This is a genomic window from Solirubrobacter ginsenosidimutans (assembly GCF_027587205.1).
In genome coordinates this window covers 23,401-40,165 of the sequence record NZ_JAPDOD010000004.1, presented here as the reverse complement: position 1 = coordinate 40,165, position 16,765 = coordinate 23,401, and the positions used below count along the sequence as shown (strand labels likewise).

The following is a 16,765-nucleotide window of genomic DNA, read 5'->3' as shown; positions in this document are numbered from 1 at the left end:
TCACGGTAGCAAGCCAATTCGCGTGCCCACGGCGGTCCCCCGTTCGATCAGCTCCACCACCCGTTCGGCCGCGATCACCCACGTTTCGAAGTGCGCGCCCTCGAGGACGGCCGGCAGGTACTCGTCGACGCCCCCGGGCCGCAGCGCCGCGAGCTCGGCGACGCTCAAGCGCGCGATCGGATCGCCGTCCGCCGGCCATTTCGCGTACAGGCCGTCGACGCCTTTGACGAGCACGAGCCGGCCGGCACCCACCCGGATCGCGACCCACGCGGCGATCGAGTCGGACGTCACCTGCCACGAAGCGGGCAGCGCGTGGAGCGGCAGCGCGGCAGGGAGGAGCACCGTGGTCCGTCCAGGGCCGAAGCGCGTGAGGTCGGCGCAGCGCTCGGCACCCGGGATCAGCTCGGCGAGCAGCCAGCCGAACTGCTCCATGCCGAGGATCGCCATGCGGTGCGCGGCTTCCGCGCTGAGCGCGAAGCGGCGGTCGGCGTCGCGTACGGCGTCGGCGAAGCCGGCGCCGCCGGGGACGACGAGCAGCGGATGGCGCTCGCCGAGCTCGCCGAGCGCCGCGCACAGAGTCTTGAGCGCGTCGTCGCCCGCGCCGCGGCCGAGCCCGCCGCCGACCTTGACGACGGTCAGCATAGGGGCCCGCTGAAGAATTCCGGTACGCCCGCTGCGGCACATCCGCGGCGCCTCGCGTCACTCACGATGCTCACGTGCCAGAGGCACGCATCACTATCGCGTGCGACCCGAGGCATCCACGACTGCACCACATCAGTCGGACCGACCATTCTTCACCGGACCCCGGGCCCTCGTGCCGCGAGTAGCGCCGCGAGCGCGACCGCGGGTGCCACCTCGCCACCGGTCGCGCCCCACGCCGCGGGGGGATCGGCGATCGGCCGTCCCAGATGCGCGGCCGCCTCGCGGGCAAGCATCGCGCCGGAGCCGGCCGCGACGACGGGCGCGCCGGGCGGCAGCGGACGCGCGACGCGGCGCGCCGCGGCCACGATCTGGCGCACCTGCTCGGCTGCCAGGTAGGCGGCGATCGCGTCGATCTCGCCCGCGTCCAGCTGGTCGACGTCGGAGCACACGAGCCTCGCGATGCGCTCGCGCGCGATTGGAACCGTGGCCGGTCGCCCGTCGGGCGTGGGGCAGTCATACGCGTCCTCGGTCAGCCCGCCGAGGACGAGGTGGACGTCGCCGCTGATCGCGAAGTACTCCGACGCCACCGGGCACCAGCCGCCGCGGACCGGCACCTGCGGCGCGATGGCCGCCAGGTTGGTTCGGAGCAGGCCCGTGTAGACGAGCTCGCCCGCCTGCAGGCGTTCGAGGTCGTTGCGGCCCGTCGCCGCGACGCGGCCCGCGACGAGTGCGATCACGTCGGCGGTCGTGCTGCCGACGTCGATCAGCAGCGCGTCCGGGTACGCCTCGGCGACCGCGAGGGCGGTCGCCACCCAGTTCGCGGCGGCGACGTCCCACGGCCGCGCGCGGGCTGCCTGCAGCGACACGAGCTCCCCGGCGGCCGTCAGCACGCGCAGCGGCCGGTCGCCGAGCGCGTCCTCGACGGCATCGAGGACGAACGCCACGCCTTCGCGCTTGGTCCGGAACGCGTCGGACAGCTCGGCGGTCATCGTGATCGCCACGGCGTCAACGCGACCGCCGGCGACCTCGGCGGCGACGTCGCGCAGCACGCGGGAGAGCGCGGCGCGGTCGCGCCAGACCTCGAACGGGCGCGAGACGGTCCGCAGCGTGCTCCCCTGCAGCCAGGCCGCCTTGGTGTTCGCGCCGCCGATGTCCATTGCTAGCGTGGCGAGCGTGCGGGTCGTGCCGGTCATCGATCTCAAGGCCGGCACGGCGGTTCACGCCGTGCGCGGCGAACGCGAACGCTACCGCCCGGTCAGCAACGTCAGCGCCGGCGACGACGGCGACCCGCTCGCCCTCGCACGCGTCTTCCGGTCCGAGCTCGGCCTCGAGGAGCTCTACGTCGCCGACCTCGACGCGATCACCGGTGAAGGCGAGCACCGCGAGACCATCGGTGCACTGGCGCGCGGGGCGCGCGTCATGGTCGACGCCGGTGTCAGCGAGCCGGAGCGCGCCCGGGCGCTCCTGGACCTCGGTGCGCAGCGGGTGATCGTGGGGTCCGAGACGCTGACCGGCCCGGAGGCGCTCGACCGGCTGCTCGTGGAACTTCCCGGAGGCACCGTGGTCTTGAGCCTCGACCTGCGCGATGGCGGGCTGCTGTCGCCCGACCCGGCGCTGGCGGGCCTGTCCGCGCTCGAAGCCATGGCGCGCCTGCATCGCGCAGGGCTGCGCGAGGCGATCGTGCTCGACCTGGCGCGGGTGGGCACCGGTGCGGGCCTGGACGTCGGGCTGATCGCGGACCTGCATGCCGCGTTCCCCGAGCTCGAGCTGCTCGCCGGTGGCGGCGTGCGCGACGCCGCTGACCTGCGCGCGCTGCGGGATGCCGGCGCGGCCGGCGCGCTCGTCGGCACGGCCCTGCACACCGGCGTCATCGGGTCGCGCGAGCTGGCCGAGCTTCGCTGACGACCGCCTCCAGGTGCGCGACGAGCGCCGCCGCCACGTCGGCGCCGGTCGCCTTCTGCAGTCCGCTCCAACCGGGGATCGAGTTGAGCTCCAGCAGGTAATCGCGCCCGTCGGCGGCGCGCAGAAGGTCGACGCCGGCGTAGTCGACGCCCACAGCGGCGGCGGCCTGGAGGCACAGGCGTTCTTGCGCGGCGGTGAGCTTCGCTCCACGCGCGCTGGCGCCACGCGCGAGGTTGCCTCGCCAGCCGTCGGTCACCCGCTCGATCGCCGCGAGCACGCGTCCGCCGACCACGAACGCGCGCAGGTCGCGGTCGTGCGCCAGCGTCTCCTGGAGGTAGTAGACGGCGCGCTCGAGCGCCAACGCGTGGAACACGCGGTAGGCGACGTCGGCGTCGTCGACCCGCGTCATCCCCGCGCCCATCGAGCCGAACAGCGGCTTGACGATCACGTCGCCGCCGAGCTCCGCGAACGCCTCGAGCGCGTCCTCGACGCGCTCGCAGGCGATCGTGCGCGGCGTCGGCACGCCGGCCTCGGCCAGCAGCGCCGAAGTGAGGAACTTGTCGATCGTCCGCTCGATCGCGCGCGGGCCGTTGATGCACGGCACGCCGCGCGCCTCGAGCGCGTGCAGCGCGTCGACGCGGAAGATCACCTGCTCCAGCGAGCCGCGCGGGATGCCGCGGACGAGCACGGCGTCGCAGCCATCGAGCGAGAGCTCGCGGCTGCGCACCGTGACGTCGCCGTCGATGCGCCCGAGCATCCGCGTCACCGGGACCAGGTGATGCTCGTGGCCGCGCGCCGCGAGGGCGTCGATCAGCTGCTGCGCGTGCCAGCCGCCGGTCGATCCCAGGATCGCGACGGTCAGCCCCAGAACGAGCGCTCCAGCACCTCGAGGTTGACCCGGCCGGCCTCGAAGCTGCGACCGCTCTCGACGCTCGTGAGCCTGATCTGCCCAGGGCTGAACAGCAGTGGATCGATCTTGTAGAAGTCGTATTCCGCGGCCTTGAACACGTTGCCGAACGGTTCCCCGTAGTCCGAGGACGCGGTGGCCGGAAGGCGCTCGACGAGCTCGCGCAGGATGTCGTCGTCGGCCTGGACCGTGAGGTGGACCTGGCCGCCGTAGAGCACGGCGTCGTTTGTCCGCCCGAGTGCCGCCATGTCGTCGCCCGCCACCGGCGGCAGCGGGCAGCTGCCGAAGCCCGCGACGACGCGGCGCACGTCGAAGTCGAGCTCGTGGAGCTTGTGCAGCGCGGTCTCCACGACGCGCGCCGCGATCTGCACGCTGCCGGTGACGGTTGCGGTCGGCGCCATCAGCACCGTCAGCGCCGCCGGTGGCACGCCGGCGCGCTCGGCCACGAAGCCGGCGACGTCGGCCGGCGGCGGCTCGCGCGTCTCCAGGCACAGCACGGCGGCGCTCGCCCGCTCGTCCCAGCCGAGCTCGTCATAGAGCTCCTCGGCGCGGATCAGCGCGCGCGCCGGCCCGCTGCCCATCGCGAAGTACCCGTCGCGATCGATCCGCCAGCCGGCGTACTGCGCGGCCAGGCACGCGATCGCGGGCCGGTCGGTGGTCACCGTGAGCGCGGGCAGCCAGCGACCTTCGAGCACGAGCGGCGAGTAGGCGACGGTCCCCAGCCCGGCCATGCAGATCTCGGCGAAGGACCGCCCCGCCTCGAAGCCGCCCGCGCCGCAGTCGATCAGGCGCGTGCCGTTCGACAGCGTCTCGACCTTGACCTGCAGCGCCTCGGCGTCGCCGGCCAGCCGGTCGGCGAGCGCCAGCGCACGGTCGTTCAAAGAGAGCGTCATGTCTTCTCCAAGATCAGGATCTCACCGCGCCGCAGTTCGAGCCCGTCGCCGCACCAGCGCGCGTAGCGACCGTCGAGGTGCTCGTCCGAGACGGGCAGGCCGAGAACGCGCAGCCGCCGCAGATACAAACGCAGGAACGGTGGGCGATAGACGGTGGAGAACACGAACGTCGCGAGCGGCGTCGCGGGCGCCATCGTGACGATCGAGCCGCGCCGCATGCCGGCTCCGGCGCGCGGCGCGAGCCCGCCCAGGGCGACGATCGTTCCGGCCAGCATGCGGAGCCCCGCGGCCTCGCCGACGGGTCCGGCCACCGCGATCAGCCCGCGTCGCAGACCGGCGCCGGCCTGCGCGCCGGCGGCACCGTGGACGACGATCTCGCCGCCGCGCATCCCCGCGCGCTCGCCGGAAGCGACGCCACCGAGGTGGCGCCCCGCCGAGCCGCGCACGACGAGCGTGCCGCCGTGCATGCCCGCACCCGCCCAGTCGCCGGCGTCGCCGTCGACGTGCAGTTCGCCGCCGCGCATGCCGGCGCCCGCGTGCATCCCGGCGTCGCCGGCGACCGTGAGCCGCCCGCCCGTCATGCCCGCGCCGACGAAGTTCACGCGCGACAGGTCGCCCGCCAAATGCACGTCGTCGCCGGAGCCCGACACCGCGAAGAACTCGCCGACGCGCGTGCGCTCGTTGCCGTGCCAGACGGGCAGCGCCTCGATCTCCGCGCGGCTCGCGCCGGCGAGGCGATCGGGTGAGAGCACCTCAGCCTCGAGCGACACCGCCGGTTGCTCGCGCAGCGTGAGCGTCAGGGTCATGGCATCAGCTCGCGGAGGTGGATGTGGTGGGGGCCGAGGTTGCCGCCGTAGTTGCCGGCCGTCACCTGGCTCGCTCCCGCCTCGGCGGCGGCCACGAGCCCGCGGCGCATCGCCTCGCGCACCGGCTCCAGCGCAAGCCCGTCGATGACGATCTCGAACACGGCCTCGACGTCCGGCGGCACGTCGGTGTGCTCGACCTGCCCGCGCAGGGTCGGGCACAGCACGTCATTGGTCGACGCCGGCAACGCGCTGTAGCGCGAGCCGACCTTGCTGCCGCTGCGCGCGATCCCGCCCGGGAAGGGCATGATCACGCCCTCGACCGAACGCATCGCGCTCGCCGCGGCCTCCGCCGAACGCAACGCCGACGAGGCGTCGCGGCCGAGCATGATGAGGTTGCCGCCGGCCACGCCCTCGACGACGCCGAAGCGTTCCTGGACGAGGAACTCGCCCTCCATCACCGGCACCCGCCAATAGCGCTGTCCGTCGAGCACTTTGCTGGCCTGGAACCCGTCGCCGAAGAAACGCAGCTGACCGCCGACGTCGACGGTGTGCTCGACGTCGTCGAGACCGTTGAAGCAGGCCGACGTCGGCGATGTGAGCACGCACTGGCCGACGCGCTCGACCAGTCGCTTGCCTACGCCCTCGCGGTCCATCGCGAACAGCAGCGCGCTGACGCCCGGCCGCCCGTCGGGCGTCTCGTCAGGAGCGAGCTCGCGCTCGATGCCGGCCTCGCACTTGCAGCCGATCACGGAGGTCGCGAAGCCGGTCATCGAGCGGCCGGCCTCCAGCGCCCACGCCGGGGTCGCCGCGGTGATCACGACCCGCGCGCCCCACATCGGGAACGCTTCGGCGAAGGTGTCCACGATCTCGGCGCCGCGCAGCTTCATCGCGGCTCCGCGGCGACGGTGCGCGCCGGTTCCAGCAGCCACGGCTCGCGGACGGGATAGCTCGAGAACCCCACGCTGTAGTGCTCCTCGAAGAGCGTTTCCAGCGTCGGCTCGATCGCCGCGTCGTACTCCGTGCCGACCCGCAGCAGGCGCCCCGATCCGGTCTCGCGCAGCTCGCCGTCCTCGACCACGGCGCGACCATCCTTGAAGACGTAGCGCGGTGCCTCGAACATCGCCTCACGGTCGGCGCGGTCGTCGTAGATCGTGATGTCGGCGTCGGCACCGACACCGAGGTGGCCCTTGTCGCGCAGCCCGAGCAGTCGCGCCGGCCCGGCGCGCGTGATGATCGCGATCTCCTGGAGCGTGTACTCGCGCTCGAGGTCGTCGAGCAGCACGGTGCGCCGCATCGCCTGCTGGTTCACCCGCCGGACCTGCGTGTTGCGGAACTCGCGGTCCATCAACAGGCGGATCAGGCGCGGGTAGCTGAGGAACGAGCCGCCGTTGGGATGGTCGGTGGAGAGCACGAGCCGCCACGGGTCGCGACTGAGCAGGAACAGCTCCAGGCCGATCCCCCACTGCAGCGCGTGCACGTAGTTGCGCTCGCGGTAGGTGAACGGGACGATCCCGCACCCCGTCTCGGCCTCGGTGTCGGCGTTGACCCAGCGGCCGTGGGTGATCTCGCTCAGGACGGCGGAGACCGGGGCGTCGGCGGTCATCGTCGTGGCCGGGCCGAACATCACCTGCCCGACGTCGGCGCTGAACTCCGGGTGCGCGCCGAGGTATTCGGCCAGCTCGGGCGCCCGCGAGCGCGGCCGCCCGCCGGCCCGTCCGCCATAGGCGTGGAACTGGATGTGGGCGAGGTGGGCGCGGCGCCCCTCGAGCGTGCGCAGCGTGTCGAGCGTCGTGCGGTAGTTGCCGGCCACGCCGAGGTTGTTGCAGTGGACGTGGACGGGGTGGGGGAGCCCGAGCTCGTGCACCGCGGTGGCGATCGTCTCGATCACCCGCCGCGGCGTCACGCCGGGGCCGTCGTCGTCCAGCGACGTCACGTTGCCCTCGCCGCGCTTGAACATCTCCACGCCGCCCGGGTTGACGAGCTTGACGCCGTATCCGCCGGTGGCCTGCAGCCACCACGCAACCGCTTCGCGTACCCGCTCCGGCTCGGTCCGGATGAGCTCGAAGAGCGGCAGGTTGTTGCCCAGCAGCACGAGGAAGGCGGCGTCGATGACCGGTGTGTCGCGCAGCTCGGCGAGCGTGTGGCGAGCCGCGAGCGGCGGTGTGGCGGCCTCGATGACGGTCGTGTACCCGAGCAGCGCGTAGCGGTAGCCGGTGGTGAACGTCGACGGAACGGTTCCGCCCGAACCGGAGCGCGTGGTCCCCGTCCGGTCGAGCACGTCGGCCCGGTGCTCGTCGGGCAGCAGCTTGCGCGCGGCGTTGACCTTCGGCCCGGCGATGTGGGCGTGGATGTCGACCCCGCCGGGCATGACGACCATCCCGCGGGCGTCGATCCGGCGCGCGTGGCCCGGCACGTCGGCGACGATCTTGCCGTCCTGGACGCAGACGTCGCGCACCTCGCCGTCGATCCCGTTCGCGGGGTCGTACACGCGCCCCGCGGCGATCCGCAGCATCAGGGGCTCCCTCCGATCGCGGCCAGCACCTCCTCGACGCTCGGTCGCTCCGCGGCCAGCGGGGCGCGGAGCGGGACCGGCACGCCGTCCATCCGGTGGACGGTACCCGGGATCTCGATCCCGTCGGCGGCGGTGACGAACGCGACCTGCGCCGCTCGTGCCGTTGCCGTGACGCGCGCGTCGACCACGATCGTGGGCAGCCCGCGCAGGTGCTCGGCGACGGCCGCCGGAGGGTCGGACGCCACCACGAGCGCCGCATCGACGTCGCCGCGCTCGAGCAGCGTGGCTGCGCCGGGCACCTCGCGCGGGTGGCCGCGGGCGAAGCTCACCGGCGTGGCGAAGCCGGTCTGCCAGGCGAGTACGTCCTCGGCCCCGCGGGCGTTGCCGTCGCCGCGCAGCCCCAACGTGACCGCGTGGCGGTCGCCGTTGAGGTCGCGCACGAGCGAGGCCAGTGCGAGCGCGGTGAGCTCGTCGAGCCAGCCGTGGATGAACGCCACGCGGCGAACGTCGAGCAGGCGCCGCGCGAGCTCGTCGAGCGCCGGCGTCCCGCCCTCCAGCCGCGCGCCGCCGACGCGCGCACGCAGTTCCCACAACGCCTCGAAGTCGTCGTCGAGCGCGATGAACGCATCGGCCTGCTCAGCGGTCGCCGTGCGCGTGGCGTCGACCACGACGAGCGACTCGACGCGCAGGCGCTCCAGCAGACGCGGATGGGTGACGACGGGGTCGGCCCGCCAGGCGACGACGAGCTCGGCGCGGTCGCGGATCTCACCGAAGGTCGCCGTGCTCGAGCCGACGGCCTGATAGGCGAACCCGGTCGCGCCCGCGGGATCGATCACGGCCCCGAGCGCCTCGGCCAGCGCCACCGCCTGGCGCTGTGCTTCGCAGCTCGTCCGGCCGAGACCGTAGACGAGCGGTGCGCGCGCTCGGCGCAGGATCGCGGCCGCGGCGGCCGCGGCTTCCTCGAGGCTGACCGCGCGGTCCTCGATGCGGGCGATCGGCGGCCGCTCGCCGAGCGCGAACCACGCGTCGCCGAGCGCGCACGTACGCTCCGGGCCGTCCGGCCCCAGCACGATGTCGTCGCAGGCGCAACCACAGCCCGCACACGTCGCGTCAGCCATCCGCGGGCACCTCCACGCGGAGCTCCGCGCGCACCCGCGCGGCGTGCTCCTGGACCGCTTCCAGCGCCGGCTGCGGCGTCGCCGCGGTCGCGACGACGGTGCAGATCGGGTGGCCCGCGGAGATGCGCTCGCCGGGGTGGGGGACATCGCGCACACCGCGCCGCAGCCACCGCTCGCTGTCGCCGATCGTCACGTTCTCGGTGGCGAACAGGACGGCCTTGGCGGCGGCGCTCGAACGCGTGGCCGCGAGGTGGGGCAGCTCGCCGGCGCACCCGCGCAGATGCGCGTCGAACACCCCCACGCCGTACGCGGACTCGATCGCCTCCAGCGAGGCGGTCGGGCGCGGGTTGACCTCGTGCGTCCACGCGCGTTCGGAGTCCCAGATGAAATCGACGCCGAACGCGCCCCGAAGGGCGAAGGCGGCCGCCAGGTGCGAGCAGATCGCGTGGGCCTGACCGAGCAGCGCCTCCAGCTCGCCGGCCGGTAGACGCGGCGGCGTGAGGTTCCCGCACCAGCGGTAGCCGCGGACGCCGAACGCCCGCTCGCCGACGAGCTGCTCGGTGAGCCCGAGCACGACGGCATCCACCCCGTCACCGACGGCGACCGCCGAGCATCCGAGGCCGTCGACGCGCTCCTGCACGAACGTCCCGGCGGGCAGCACCCCGCCGCGCCAGCCCCGCACGCGCGTTCCCCCGCCGCCGCGCAGCGGCTTGCGCAACCACCGGCCCGAACGGTCTTCCGGCGCCGTGACGCACGTCCTCGGGAACGCGAACCCGGCGTCACGCAGCGTCGCGCCGAGCCGGGCGGGATCGCGCACCGCGCGCAGCGTCCCGGGCGCGTTGCCCAGCAGCGCGTGGCGCTCGGCGAGCCGCGCGACGAGCGCGGGATGGTTCTCGAAGCTGGCGCCGTAGACGACGTGGCCCGGCGGTTCGGCGATCGCGGCATCGACGAGCGCGCTCAGCCGGCCGGCCGTCATGACGCGATCCGCGCGCCTGCGCAGATCGAGGTCACCGAAGAGATCGAACGCGAGCACCGGCCGACCGTCGCGCTGCGCCAGATCGGCGAGCATGCGCGCGCTCAAGGCGATCAGAAGTACTGGGTCACGCGGTCCGACGGCGTCACAGCATACGCTCGATCAGCGCGACGAACAGTGTCGATGTCACAAGATCGGCGCTCGTCCCGGGGTTCAGCGCGTTGCCCTGCGCGCGCAGCGAGCCGTCGAACGCCTGCACCGCACGGCGGCCCGCGGGGGTGCGCACGCCGCCGGCGGCCAGGACGTCGCGGGCACCCGTCGACACCCGCGCCGCCGCGTCGGCGCCGCGCTTGCGCGCGATCAGCGAATCGGGAGCCCGGTCCAGCAGCCGGAGGTGCAGCTCGACGATCGCGTCGCGCACCGCGAGGCCGTCGCCGAGCGCGGCGGCGAGCGCGGGGAGGCCCGTGTCGAACGTCAGCGCGTAGCCGGTGACGTACTCCGAGGCGATCGAGTCGCGCTCCGCGGCGGCGGCCATCGCCTCCCGCAGGCCGATGTCCGGCTCCGAGCGCACGTCGTGCTCGACGCGCTCGCTCAGCCCACCCGCCCCGGCGAGGCGGATCGCCGTGTATGCGGCGCGCGCATCGGCGATGTCGAGCGCGCCCAGCGCCGCGTCGAGCCGTTCGCGCAGCGGATCACCGTCCAGCGCGCCCTTCGCCAGCGGTGCGAGCAGCAGCGCGATGCCGAGGTTCGTGTTCGACGGCGCCACGCGGCGCGACGCCTCGACCGCCGCGAGGACCGTCTCGCCGACGCCGCGCTGACCCGCGCGCCCCAGTTCGGGACCGACCGCGATCGCGCTGCGCAGCATGTCCTCATAGGTCGTGTCGTGGAAGTCGTGGGTCGGCGTGATGTTGCCCGGCTTCTCCGCACTGGCCTCCAGCACGCAGGCCAGCTGAGCGGCACCGGCGACGCTCTCAGCGCTACGAACGGTCGCCATCGGCGCACGTGCGGACGATCGCACCGAACCCGCTTGACCCTCCGAGGCGCGAGAGGTTAGAGTCGCCGCCCCGTTCCCTGAGTTCCTCAGGCATATCCGGCAACCATAGAGAGGACGGGTCATGGCACCGACCTTGCTGGTAGGAGAATCGCTCGTCGGCGACGGCAACGAGGTCGCGCACATCGACTTGCTGATCGGTTCCAAGAGCGGGCCGGTCGGCGAAGCGTTCGCAAACGCGCTCGTCAATCAGAAGGACGGCTTCACGAGCCTGCTCGCGGTCGTGGCGCCGAACCTTCCCGCCAAGCCCGACACGATCATGTCCAACAAGGTCACGATCAAGGGCGCCACCCAGGCGGTCCAGATGTTCGGGCCCGCGCAGGCGGCCGTCGCCCGCGCCGTCGTCGACTCGGTACGCGAGGGTGTCATCAGCGAGGGCGACGTCGACGAGCTCTGCATCATCGTCGGCGTGTTCATCCACTGGGACGCCACGGACGACAAGCGGATCTTCGACTTCAACTACCAGGCCACGAAGGAGTCGATCGCGCGCGCCCTCGCCGGCGAGCCGAGCGTGCAGACGGTGCTCGATTCCTCGGAGGCCGCGCGGCACCCGTTCGCGGCCGGCGTCGAGGGCTAGTCGACGGCTCGGCTGGACGGCCTCTGCGCCGTCGTGACCGGCGCGAGCAGCGGCATCGGACGTGCCATCGCCGAGGCTTGCGCCGCCGAGGGCGCCTCCGTCCTGCTCACGCACCGCGCCTCGCCCGAGCGCGCGCAGACGGTCGCCGAAGCGATCGCGGCGCGCGGCGGGCGCGCGCAGGTCTGCCAGGCCGATCTCGCGACGCGCGACGGCTGCGAACGGCTCGTCGCCGAGGCGAGCGCGCGGCTCGGCCACCTCGACGTCTGGATCAACAACGCGGGCGCCGACGTGCTCACCGGCGAGGCGGCGACGTGGGAGTGGGAGCGCAAGCTCGACACGCTGCTGGCGGTGGACCTCAAGGGGACGATCTCCTGCTCCTACGCGGCCGGAGAGATCATGCGCGGACAGGAGCGAGGTGGGACGATCCTCAACATGAGCTGGGACCACGTCGTGGTCGGCATGGCCGGGGAGAACCCACAGCTGTTCGCCGCGGTCAAGGGCGGTGTGCTGGCGTTCAGCAAGAGCCTCGCGCGCGCCCTGGCGCCCGAGGTGCGCGTCAACGTCCTCTGCCCGGGGTGGATCGAGACCAGCTTCGGCGAGCAGGCCGATCGCGAATTCCACCGCTCGGTCGCCGATGACACGCCGCTGGGCCGCTGGGGCGACCCGCGGGACGTGGCGAACGCGGCGATCTACCTCGCCTCGCCGGAGGCCGCGTTCGTCACCGGCCAGGCGATCAACGTCAACGGCGGCGTCGTGATGTGACCCGAAGGAGAGAGTGCGATGGAGCGGACAAAGCCCAAGCCGACGCCGTACGAGCTCGACGAGGTCGAGGGCAAGCTCAAAGCGGCGGGCCTCGACGACTGGTACCTCGAAGACGGCTGGATCCGCCGCAAGTACAACACCGACGGCTGGCCGTCGACGCTGATGCTGGTCAACGCCATCGGGTATCTCTGCGAGCAGGCGTGGCACCACGCCGACCTGTCGGTGACCTGGGGCAAGGTCTGGGTCAAGCTGCGCACCCACGCCAGCGGCGGCATCACCGACAATGACTTCGAGCTGGCGCGGCGGATCGAGGACGTCGTGCTGTGGCGCCCGGTGCAGGACAGCACCCTCGAGGGCACGCCGAACAAGTTCGTCTTCAGCAAGGGCGGGCGCTAGCGGTCTCCGGCGGTGGCCGATCGCTATCTGTTCGTGACCGGCAAGCTCGCGGCGCCCGCGCTGCGCGAGACGCTGCAGCGCGCCGGGCTGCCGTTCGACTACGACGTCGCGGTCATGAAGATCACGGTCGCCGCGCTGATGTCCACGGAGTGGATCGCCCACCGGCTCGAGGTCACATCCGACGTCACGCGGATCATGATCCCGGGCTCCTGCCAGGGCGACGTCGCCCTGATCGGCGAGCGGTTCGGCGTCCCGGCGGAGAAGGGGCCGGCCGACCTCAAGCGCCTGCCGGCGTTCTTCGGCCAGGCCGACGCCCGCTCGCGCTACGGCGAGCGCGACGTCCGCGTCTTCGCCGAGATCAACCACGTCCCGCACCTCGATCGCGAGCAGATCGTCGCGGCAGCGACCTACTACCGCGAGGCGGGCGCGGAGGTGGTCGACCTCGGCCTGTCGATGGACCGGACCTGGCTCGACGAGGGGCCATCGGTGATCGCCGACCTCAAGGCCCGCGGCTTCACGCTCAGCATCGACACGCTCGACCCCGACGAGATCCTGATGGCCGATGCCGCGGGCGTGGACTACGTGCTCAGCCTCAACGGGCACAACCGGCACCTGGCGGCAGAGCTGCGCGCGACGCCGATCCTGATTCCGGACACGCCGGACGACCTCGACAGCCTCGACGCGACGATCGCGCACCTGCAGGAGCTCGGCAAGCCGTTCCTCGCCGACCCGATCATCGAGCCGATCGGCACCGGTTTCGCGACCAGCCTCGGCCGCTACCTGGACGTGCGCCGCCGTCACCCCGACATCGAGCTGTTCATGGGCATCGGCAACCTGACCGAGCTCACCGAGGCCGACACCACCGGCGTGACGGCGATGCTGCTCGGCTTCTGCCAGGAGCTCGGGATCCGCAACGTGCTGACCACCGAGGTCATCCCCTGGGCGCGCGGGGCCGTCCGCGAGGCCGTCCTCGCCGCCCAGCTCATGCATTTCGCCCAGCAGGAGGGCACGCCGCCCAAGCACGTCGACGGCCGGCTGCTGACGATCAAGGACGAGGACTTCCGCCCCTACACGGAGGCCGAGCTGCGCGAGCTCCAGGCGAGCATCACCGACCCCAACGTCCGGATCTTCACCGATGCCGAGTGGATCTACGCGTTCAACGCCGAGCAGTTCGTCAAGGGCACCGACATCAACCAGATCTTCGACGCGCTCGGCGTCGACGAGCCCACGCACGCCTTCTACTTGGGCAAGGAGCTGATGAAGGCGTCGATCGCCCGCGGGCTGGGCAAGAACTACCGCCAGGAGTCCCCGCTGGACTGGGGCTACCTGACGTTCGACGAGCCACGCCGTGACCGCGTCCGCCTCACGGCCCGCTCGCGCCGGCCATCCGAGGAGGAACCGTGAAGAAAGTCCTGCTCCAGCTCGATACCGACGAGCACCCGAGCCCGTTCGACGCGATCGTCGCCCACGACGCCGGCGTCGACGTCCTGCTCTCCCACGGCGGCGTGAAGCCCGATGACGTCCACGGGCTCGTCCAGGACGCGTTCTTCACCCGCGGGGTCGATGACCTCAAGACGATGGCCGTGTGGGTCGGCGGCAAGCGCGTCTCCGCGGGCGAGGAGGTCTTCGGCAAGGTCCAGAAGGCGTTCTTCGGTCCCTTCCGGGTCTCGGTGATGCTCGACTCCAACGGCTGCAACACGACCGCGGCAACGACGATCGCGCGGATCGCGAAGGCGCGCAGCCTCGCGGGCGACCGCGCGGTCGTCCTCGGTCTCGGGGCCGTCGGGCTGCGGTCGGCGACGCTCCTGCGCGACGAGGGCTGCGAAGTCACGGCGGTCGCGATCCCGCCCGACCTGTTCGGCGATGACCGGCCCTATCGCAAGCCGAGCGGCGTCGGCGCCGCTGAGGAGCTCGGCCTCGACGTCCGCGAGCCGGCGGATCGCGGCGCGCTCGAGTCGGTGCTCGACGGGGCGCAGCTGGTCCTGTGCAGCGGGCCTGCCGGTGTGCAGGTGCTGCGGGGCGACTTCTGGACGCGGCACCCGACGCTCGAGCTGCTCGCCGACTACAACGCGGCGGAGCCGCTCGGCCTCGAGGGCACCAAGGCCACCGACGACCTGGCCTCCCACGACGGCAAGCTCGTGCTCGGCGCGCTGGCCATCGGCGGTCCGAAGATGAAGGTGCACAAGGCCTGCGTGCGGCGGATGTTCGAAGCCAACGACCAGGTGCTCGACACCGATGCCGTCTACGCGATCGCGAAGGAGCTCGTTTGAGTCCACGTGTCGCAGGGGTCGACCCTGGCACGGTCTCCTTCGACGTGTGCGTGCTCGACGGGGGCGAGATCGTGTTCGAGCGAAGCTTCCGCACGGTCGACGTGGGCGCCGACCCGGCGCCGCTGGTCCAGGCGCTCGCGCAGCAAGGCCCGTTGGACCTGGTGCTCGGCCCGGCCGGATACGGCCTGCCGCTCGTTCCGGTCGCACAGGTGGGAGAGCGCGAGCTTGCGCTGATGCTGCTGCTGCGCGAGGACGAACCGCACGGTCGCGTCGGCGTCGGCGGGATGCGCTCGATCGTGCGCGCCCTGATCGCGGCGGGTCTCCCGCTGGTGTTCGGTCCCGGCGCGATCCACCTGCCGACGATCCCGGCCTATCGCAAGTACAACCGCATCGACATGGGGACGGCGGACAAGGTGGCCAGTGCCGCGCTGTGCATCGCCGACCAGGCGCGCCGCCTCGGCGTCGGGTACGCGGACACGTCGTTCGTGATGCTCGAGCTCGGCGGCGCGTTCAGCGCAGCGCTCGCCGTCGACGGCGGGCGCATCGTCGACGGGCTCGGCGGCTCGTCGGGTCCGATCGGGGCGCGGGCCTGCGGCGCACTCGATGCGGAGGTGGCGTACCTGCTCGGCGCCGCACTCTCGAAGCGCACCGTGTTCAGCGGCGGCGCGCTCGACCCGCGCTCGGAGGGAGTGCAGGCACTGCGCGACGACCCGCGTTTGAGCGAGGGATGGCTCGCCCTGGAGGAGGGCGCGGTCAAGGCCGCGCTCGCACTGACCGCCGCCGTGCCGGCGCCGCGGGAGATCCTCGTCGTGGGGCGCTCGGCGTCAGCCGTGGTCGGCGCGCTCGAGACGCGGCTCGCCCACGTGGCGCCGGTCCGGCCGACCGTCGGCCTCAAGGCCGCCGCGCACGGTGCGGCGATCATGGCCGACGGTCTTGCGGGCGGGGGCTACTCAGCGCTCGTCGACCGCCTCGGCATCCGGGAGGCGAGCGGCTCTGCGCTCGATCACCTCAGGCTTCACGGCGCCGACTCGATCCGGCTCCGTTGAGCCATTCGCGGATCGTCGTGTGGTGCGCGGCGCCGTCGTCGCGCACCTCGCCGAACAGGCCGTGGCGCTCCGCGACGACCGTGTGCTCGTGGATCGACTCGGTGTGCTCTTGGCGGGCTGCGACGAACGCGTCGCCGGTGAGGTCGGCGAAGCCCTCGAGCGTGCCGCGAATCGCGGCGTGCACGCAGTCCTCCGCGGTCCTTGCTCGACGCGTGGCCTTCTCGACCACCGCGCCCTCGTCGGAGCGCTTCATCAGCTCGTAGATCTCGCTGGACATCGAGTTCTCGACGATCGCCAGCAACTCGAGCGCGTCCACCTCGCGGTCGCACTCCTCGGGCAGGCCCAGGTGCAGCGTGCCCAGGCCGCGCTGATCATGCGTCGCGACCGGCACGGCGTCGAGGATCGCGGCGATCCGGTCGTCGCCGAACCCGTCGGCGGCCAGACGCTCGCGCGCGCGGTCGGTGACCAGCCGCTGCGCGAGCGGGGCCGCGGTCATCCCCTGCGCGGCGACGCCCACGAGCCGGCGGGTGCCGCGCTCGGACGCGACCGCCGTGCCGAACAGCGTGAAGATCTCCTGCGTCGCGATGCCGGACACCGGGGCCGGCTTGTGCTCCGGGTAGCGGGCTGCGATCGTCACCTCGGCGCGCAGCGCGTTCAGGCGCTGGCGCACCTCGACGGCCATGCGCTGGGCGATCTGCTCGGCCGCGAAGCCACCCGACTCCGGTACCGCCGCGCCGATGACGTCTCTGACGACCGCGTCGAAGCGAAGGCTGCGCGTGCGCACGCGTTGCGGACCGGGATCGACGAAGCACGAGAGCTCGGCGTGGTAGAGCTGCTCGGCACCGCCGAGACCGATGCGGACGACCTTCTCGACGTTCGTCACGCCGGCGCGCGAGAGCGACACTCCAGA

The 16,765-nt window shown here is 72.8% G+C and carries 18 protein-coding genes; 7 read left to right on the top strand and 11 right to left on the bottom strand.

Annotated elements, in window-relative coordinates:
• A complete protein-coding gene (locus tag OM076_RS06805; protein ID WP_270038739.1) occupies positions 1–642 on the bottom strand; it encodes an amino acid kinase family protein in 642 nt (213 codons plus the stop codon).
• A gap of 152 nt (positions 643–794) precedes the next feature.
• A complete protein-coding gene (locus OM076_RS06800) occupies positions 795–1,835 on the bottom strand; it encodes a hydantoinase/oxoprolinase family protein (protein WP_270038738.1) in 1,041 nt (346 codons plus the stop codon).
• Here OM076_RS06800 and OM076_RS06795 point away from each other — a divergent pair.
• On the top strand, positions 1,816–2,544 hold the full coding sequence (locus tag OM076_RS06795) for a HisA/HisF-related TIM barrel protein (RefSeq protein WP_270038737.1): 729 nt from the start codon (positions 1,816–1,818) through the stop codon (positions 2,542–2,544). The genes OM076_RS06800 and OM076_RS06795 overlap by 20 nt on opposite strands.
• On the opposite strand, the gene OM076_RS06790 is transcribed toward OM076_RS06795, so the two are convergent.
• Genes OM076_RS06790 through OM076_RS06755 form a run of 8 tightly spaced genes read right to left on the bottom strand, consistent with a single transcriptional unit; the run spans position 2,510 to position 10,747 of the window.
• Positions 2,510–3,358: a RimK family alpha-L-glutamate ligase gene (locus tag OM076_RS06790; RefSeq protein ID WP_270039021.1), complete on the bottom strand. Its 849-nt coding sequence runs from the start codon at positions 3,356–3,358 to the stop codon at positions 2,510–2,512. The genes OM076_RS06795 and OM076_RS06790 overlap by 35 nt on opposite strands.
• A 44-nt stretch (positions 3,359–3,402) precedes the next feature.
• Positions 3,403–4,344 (bottom strand): methenyltetrahydromethanopterin cyclohydrolase, encoded by a 942-nt coding sequence (gene mch / locus OM076_RS06785; RefSeq protein WP_270038736.1) that lies wholly within the window; start codon positions 4,342–4,344, stop codon positions 3,403–3,405.
• A complete protein-coding gene (locus OM076_RS06780; RefSeq protein WP_270038735.1) occupies positions 4,341–5,150 on the bottom strand; it encodes a formylmethanofuran dehydrogenase subunit C in 810 nt (269 codons plus the stop codon). The genes mch and OM076_RS06780 overlap by 4 nt, the downstream gene beginning before the upstream one ends.
• Positions 5,147–6,037, bottom strand: coding sequence for a formylmethanofuran--tetrahydromethanopterin N-formyltransferase (gene fhcD, locus OM076_RS06775; RefSeq protein WP_270038734.1), 891 nt, complete (start codon positions 6,035–6,037; stop codon positions 5,147–5,149). Before fhcD ends, OM076_RS06780 begins: the two co-directional genes overlap by 4 nt.
• Positions 6,034–7,662, bottom strand: coding sequence for a formylmethanofuran dehydrogenase subunit A (locus OM076_RS06770; RefSeq protein WP_270038733.1), 1,629 nt, complete (start codon positions 7,660–7,662; stop codon positions 6,034–6,036). Before OM076_RS06770 ends, fhcD begins: the two co-directional genes overlap by 4 nt.
• Positions 7,662–8,780, bottom strand: coding sequence for a hypothetical protein (locus OM076_RS06765; RefSeq protein ID WP_270038732.1), 1,119 nt, complete (start codon positions 8,778–8,780; stop codon positions 7,662–7,664). The genes OM076_RS06770 and OM076_RS06765 overlap by 1 nt, the downstream gene beginning before the upstream one ends.
• Complete coding sequence (locus OM076_RS06760) at positions 8,773–9,849, bottom strand: ATP-grasp domain-containing protein (protein ID WP_270038731.1); 1,077 nt, start codon at positions 9,847–9,849, stop codon at positions 8,773–8,775. Before OM076_RS06760 ends, OM076_RS06765 begins: the two co-directional genes overlap by 8 nt.
• A 49-nt stretch (positions 9,850–9,898) precedes the next feature.
• Positions 9,899–10,747: a triphosphoribosyl-dephospho-CoA synthase gene (locus tag OM076_RS06755; protein ID WP_270038730.1), complete on the bottom strand. Its 849-nt coding sequence runs from the start codon at positions 10,745–10,747 to the stop codon at positions 9,899–9,901.
• A gap of 121 nt (positions 10,748–10,868) precedes the next feature.
• Here OM076_RS06755 and fae point away from each other — a divergent pair, with 121 nt between their 5' ends.
• The 6 genes from fae to OM076_RS06725 are packed head-to-tail and all read left to right on the top strand — an operon-like array spanning position 10,869 to position 15,855.
• Positions 10,869–11,381: a formaldehyde-activating enzyme gene (gene fae / locus OM076_RS06750; RefSeq protein ID WP_270038729.1), complete on the top strand. Its 513-nt coding sequence runs from the start codon at positions 10,869–10,871 to the stop codon at positions 11,379–11,381.
• 33 nt (positions 11,382–11,414) lie between these two features.
• Positions 11,415–12,143, top strand: a complete 729-nt coding sequence (locus OM076_RS06745) for an SDR family NAD(P)-dependent oxidoreductase (RefSeq protein WP_270038728.1) — start codon at positions 11,415–11,417, stop codon at positions 12,141–12,143.
• A gap of 18 nt (positions 12,144–12,161) precedes the next feature.
• A complete protein-coding gene (locus OM076_RS06740) occupies positions 12,162–12,539 on the top strand; it encodes a 4a-hydroxytetrahydrobiopterin dehydratase (protein ID WP_270038727.1) in 378 nt (125 codons plus the stop codon).
• 12 nt (positions 12,540–12,551) lie between these two features.
• Complete coding sequence (locus OM076_RS06735; RefSeq protein ID WP_270038726.1) at positions 12,552–13,943, top strand: DUF6513 domain-containing protein; 1,392 nt, start codon at positions 12,552–12,554, stop codon at positions 13,941–13,943.
• On the top strand, positions 13,940–14,809 hold the full coding sequence (locus tag OM076_RS06730) for an NAD(P)-dependent methylenetetrahydromethanopterin dehydrogenase (protein ID WP_270038725.1): 870 nt from the start codon (positions 13,940–13,942) through the stop codon (positions 14,807–14,809). The genes OM076_RS06735 and OM076_RS06730 overlap by 4 nt, the downstream gene beginning before the upstream one ends.
• On the top strand, positions 14,806–15,855 hold the full coding sequence (locus tag OM076_RS06725) for a DUF1464 family protein (protein WP_270038724.1): 1,050 nt from the start codon (positions 14,806–14,808) through the stop codon (positions 15,853–15,855). Before OM076_RS06730 ends, OM076_RS06725 begins: the two co-directional genes overlap by 4 nt.
• On the opposite strand, the gene OM076_RS06720 is transcribed toward OM076_RS06725, so the two are convergent.
• The gene (locus OM076_RS06720; protein ID WP_270038723.1) at positions 15,818–16,759 is read right to left on the bottom strand and encodes a GTP cyclohydrolase, FolE2/MptA family; all 942 of its coding nucleotides are present in this window, start codon (positions 16,757–16,759) and stop codon (positions 15,818–15,820) included. The two genes, OM076_RS06725 and OM076_RS06720, sit on opposite strands and share 38 nt — an antisense overlap.
• Positions 16,760–16,765 lie beyond the last annotated feature (6 nt).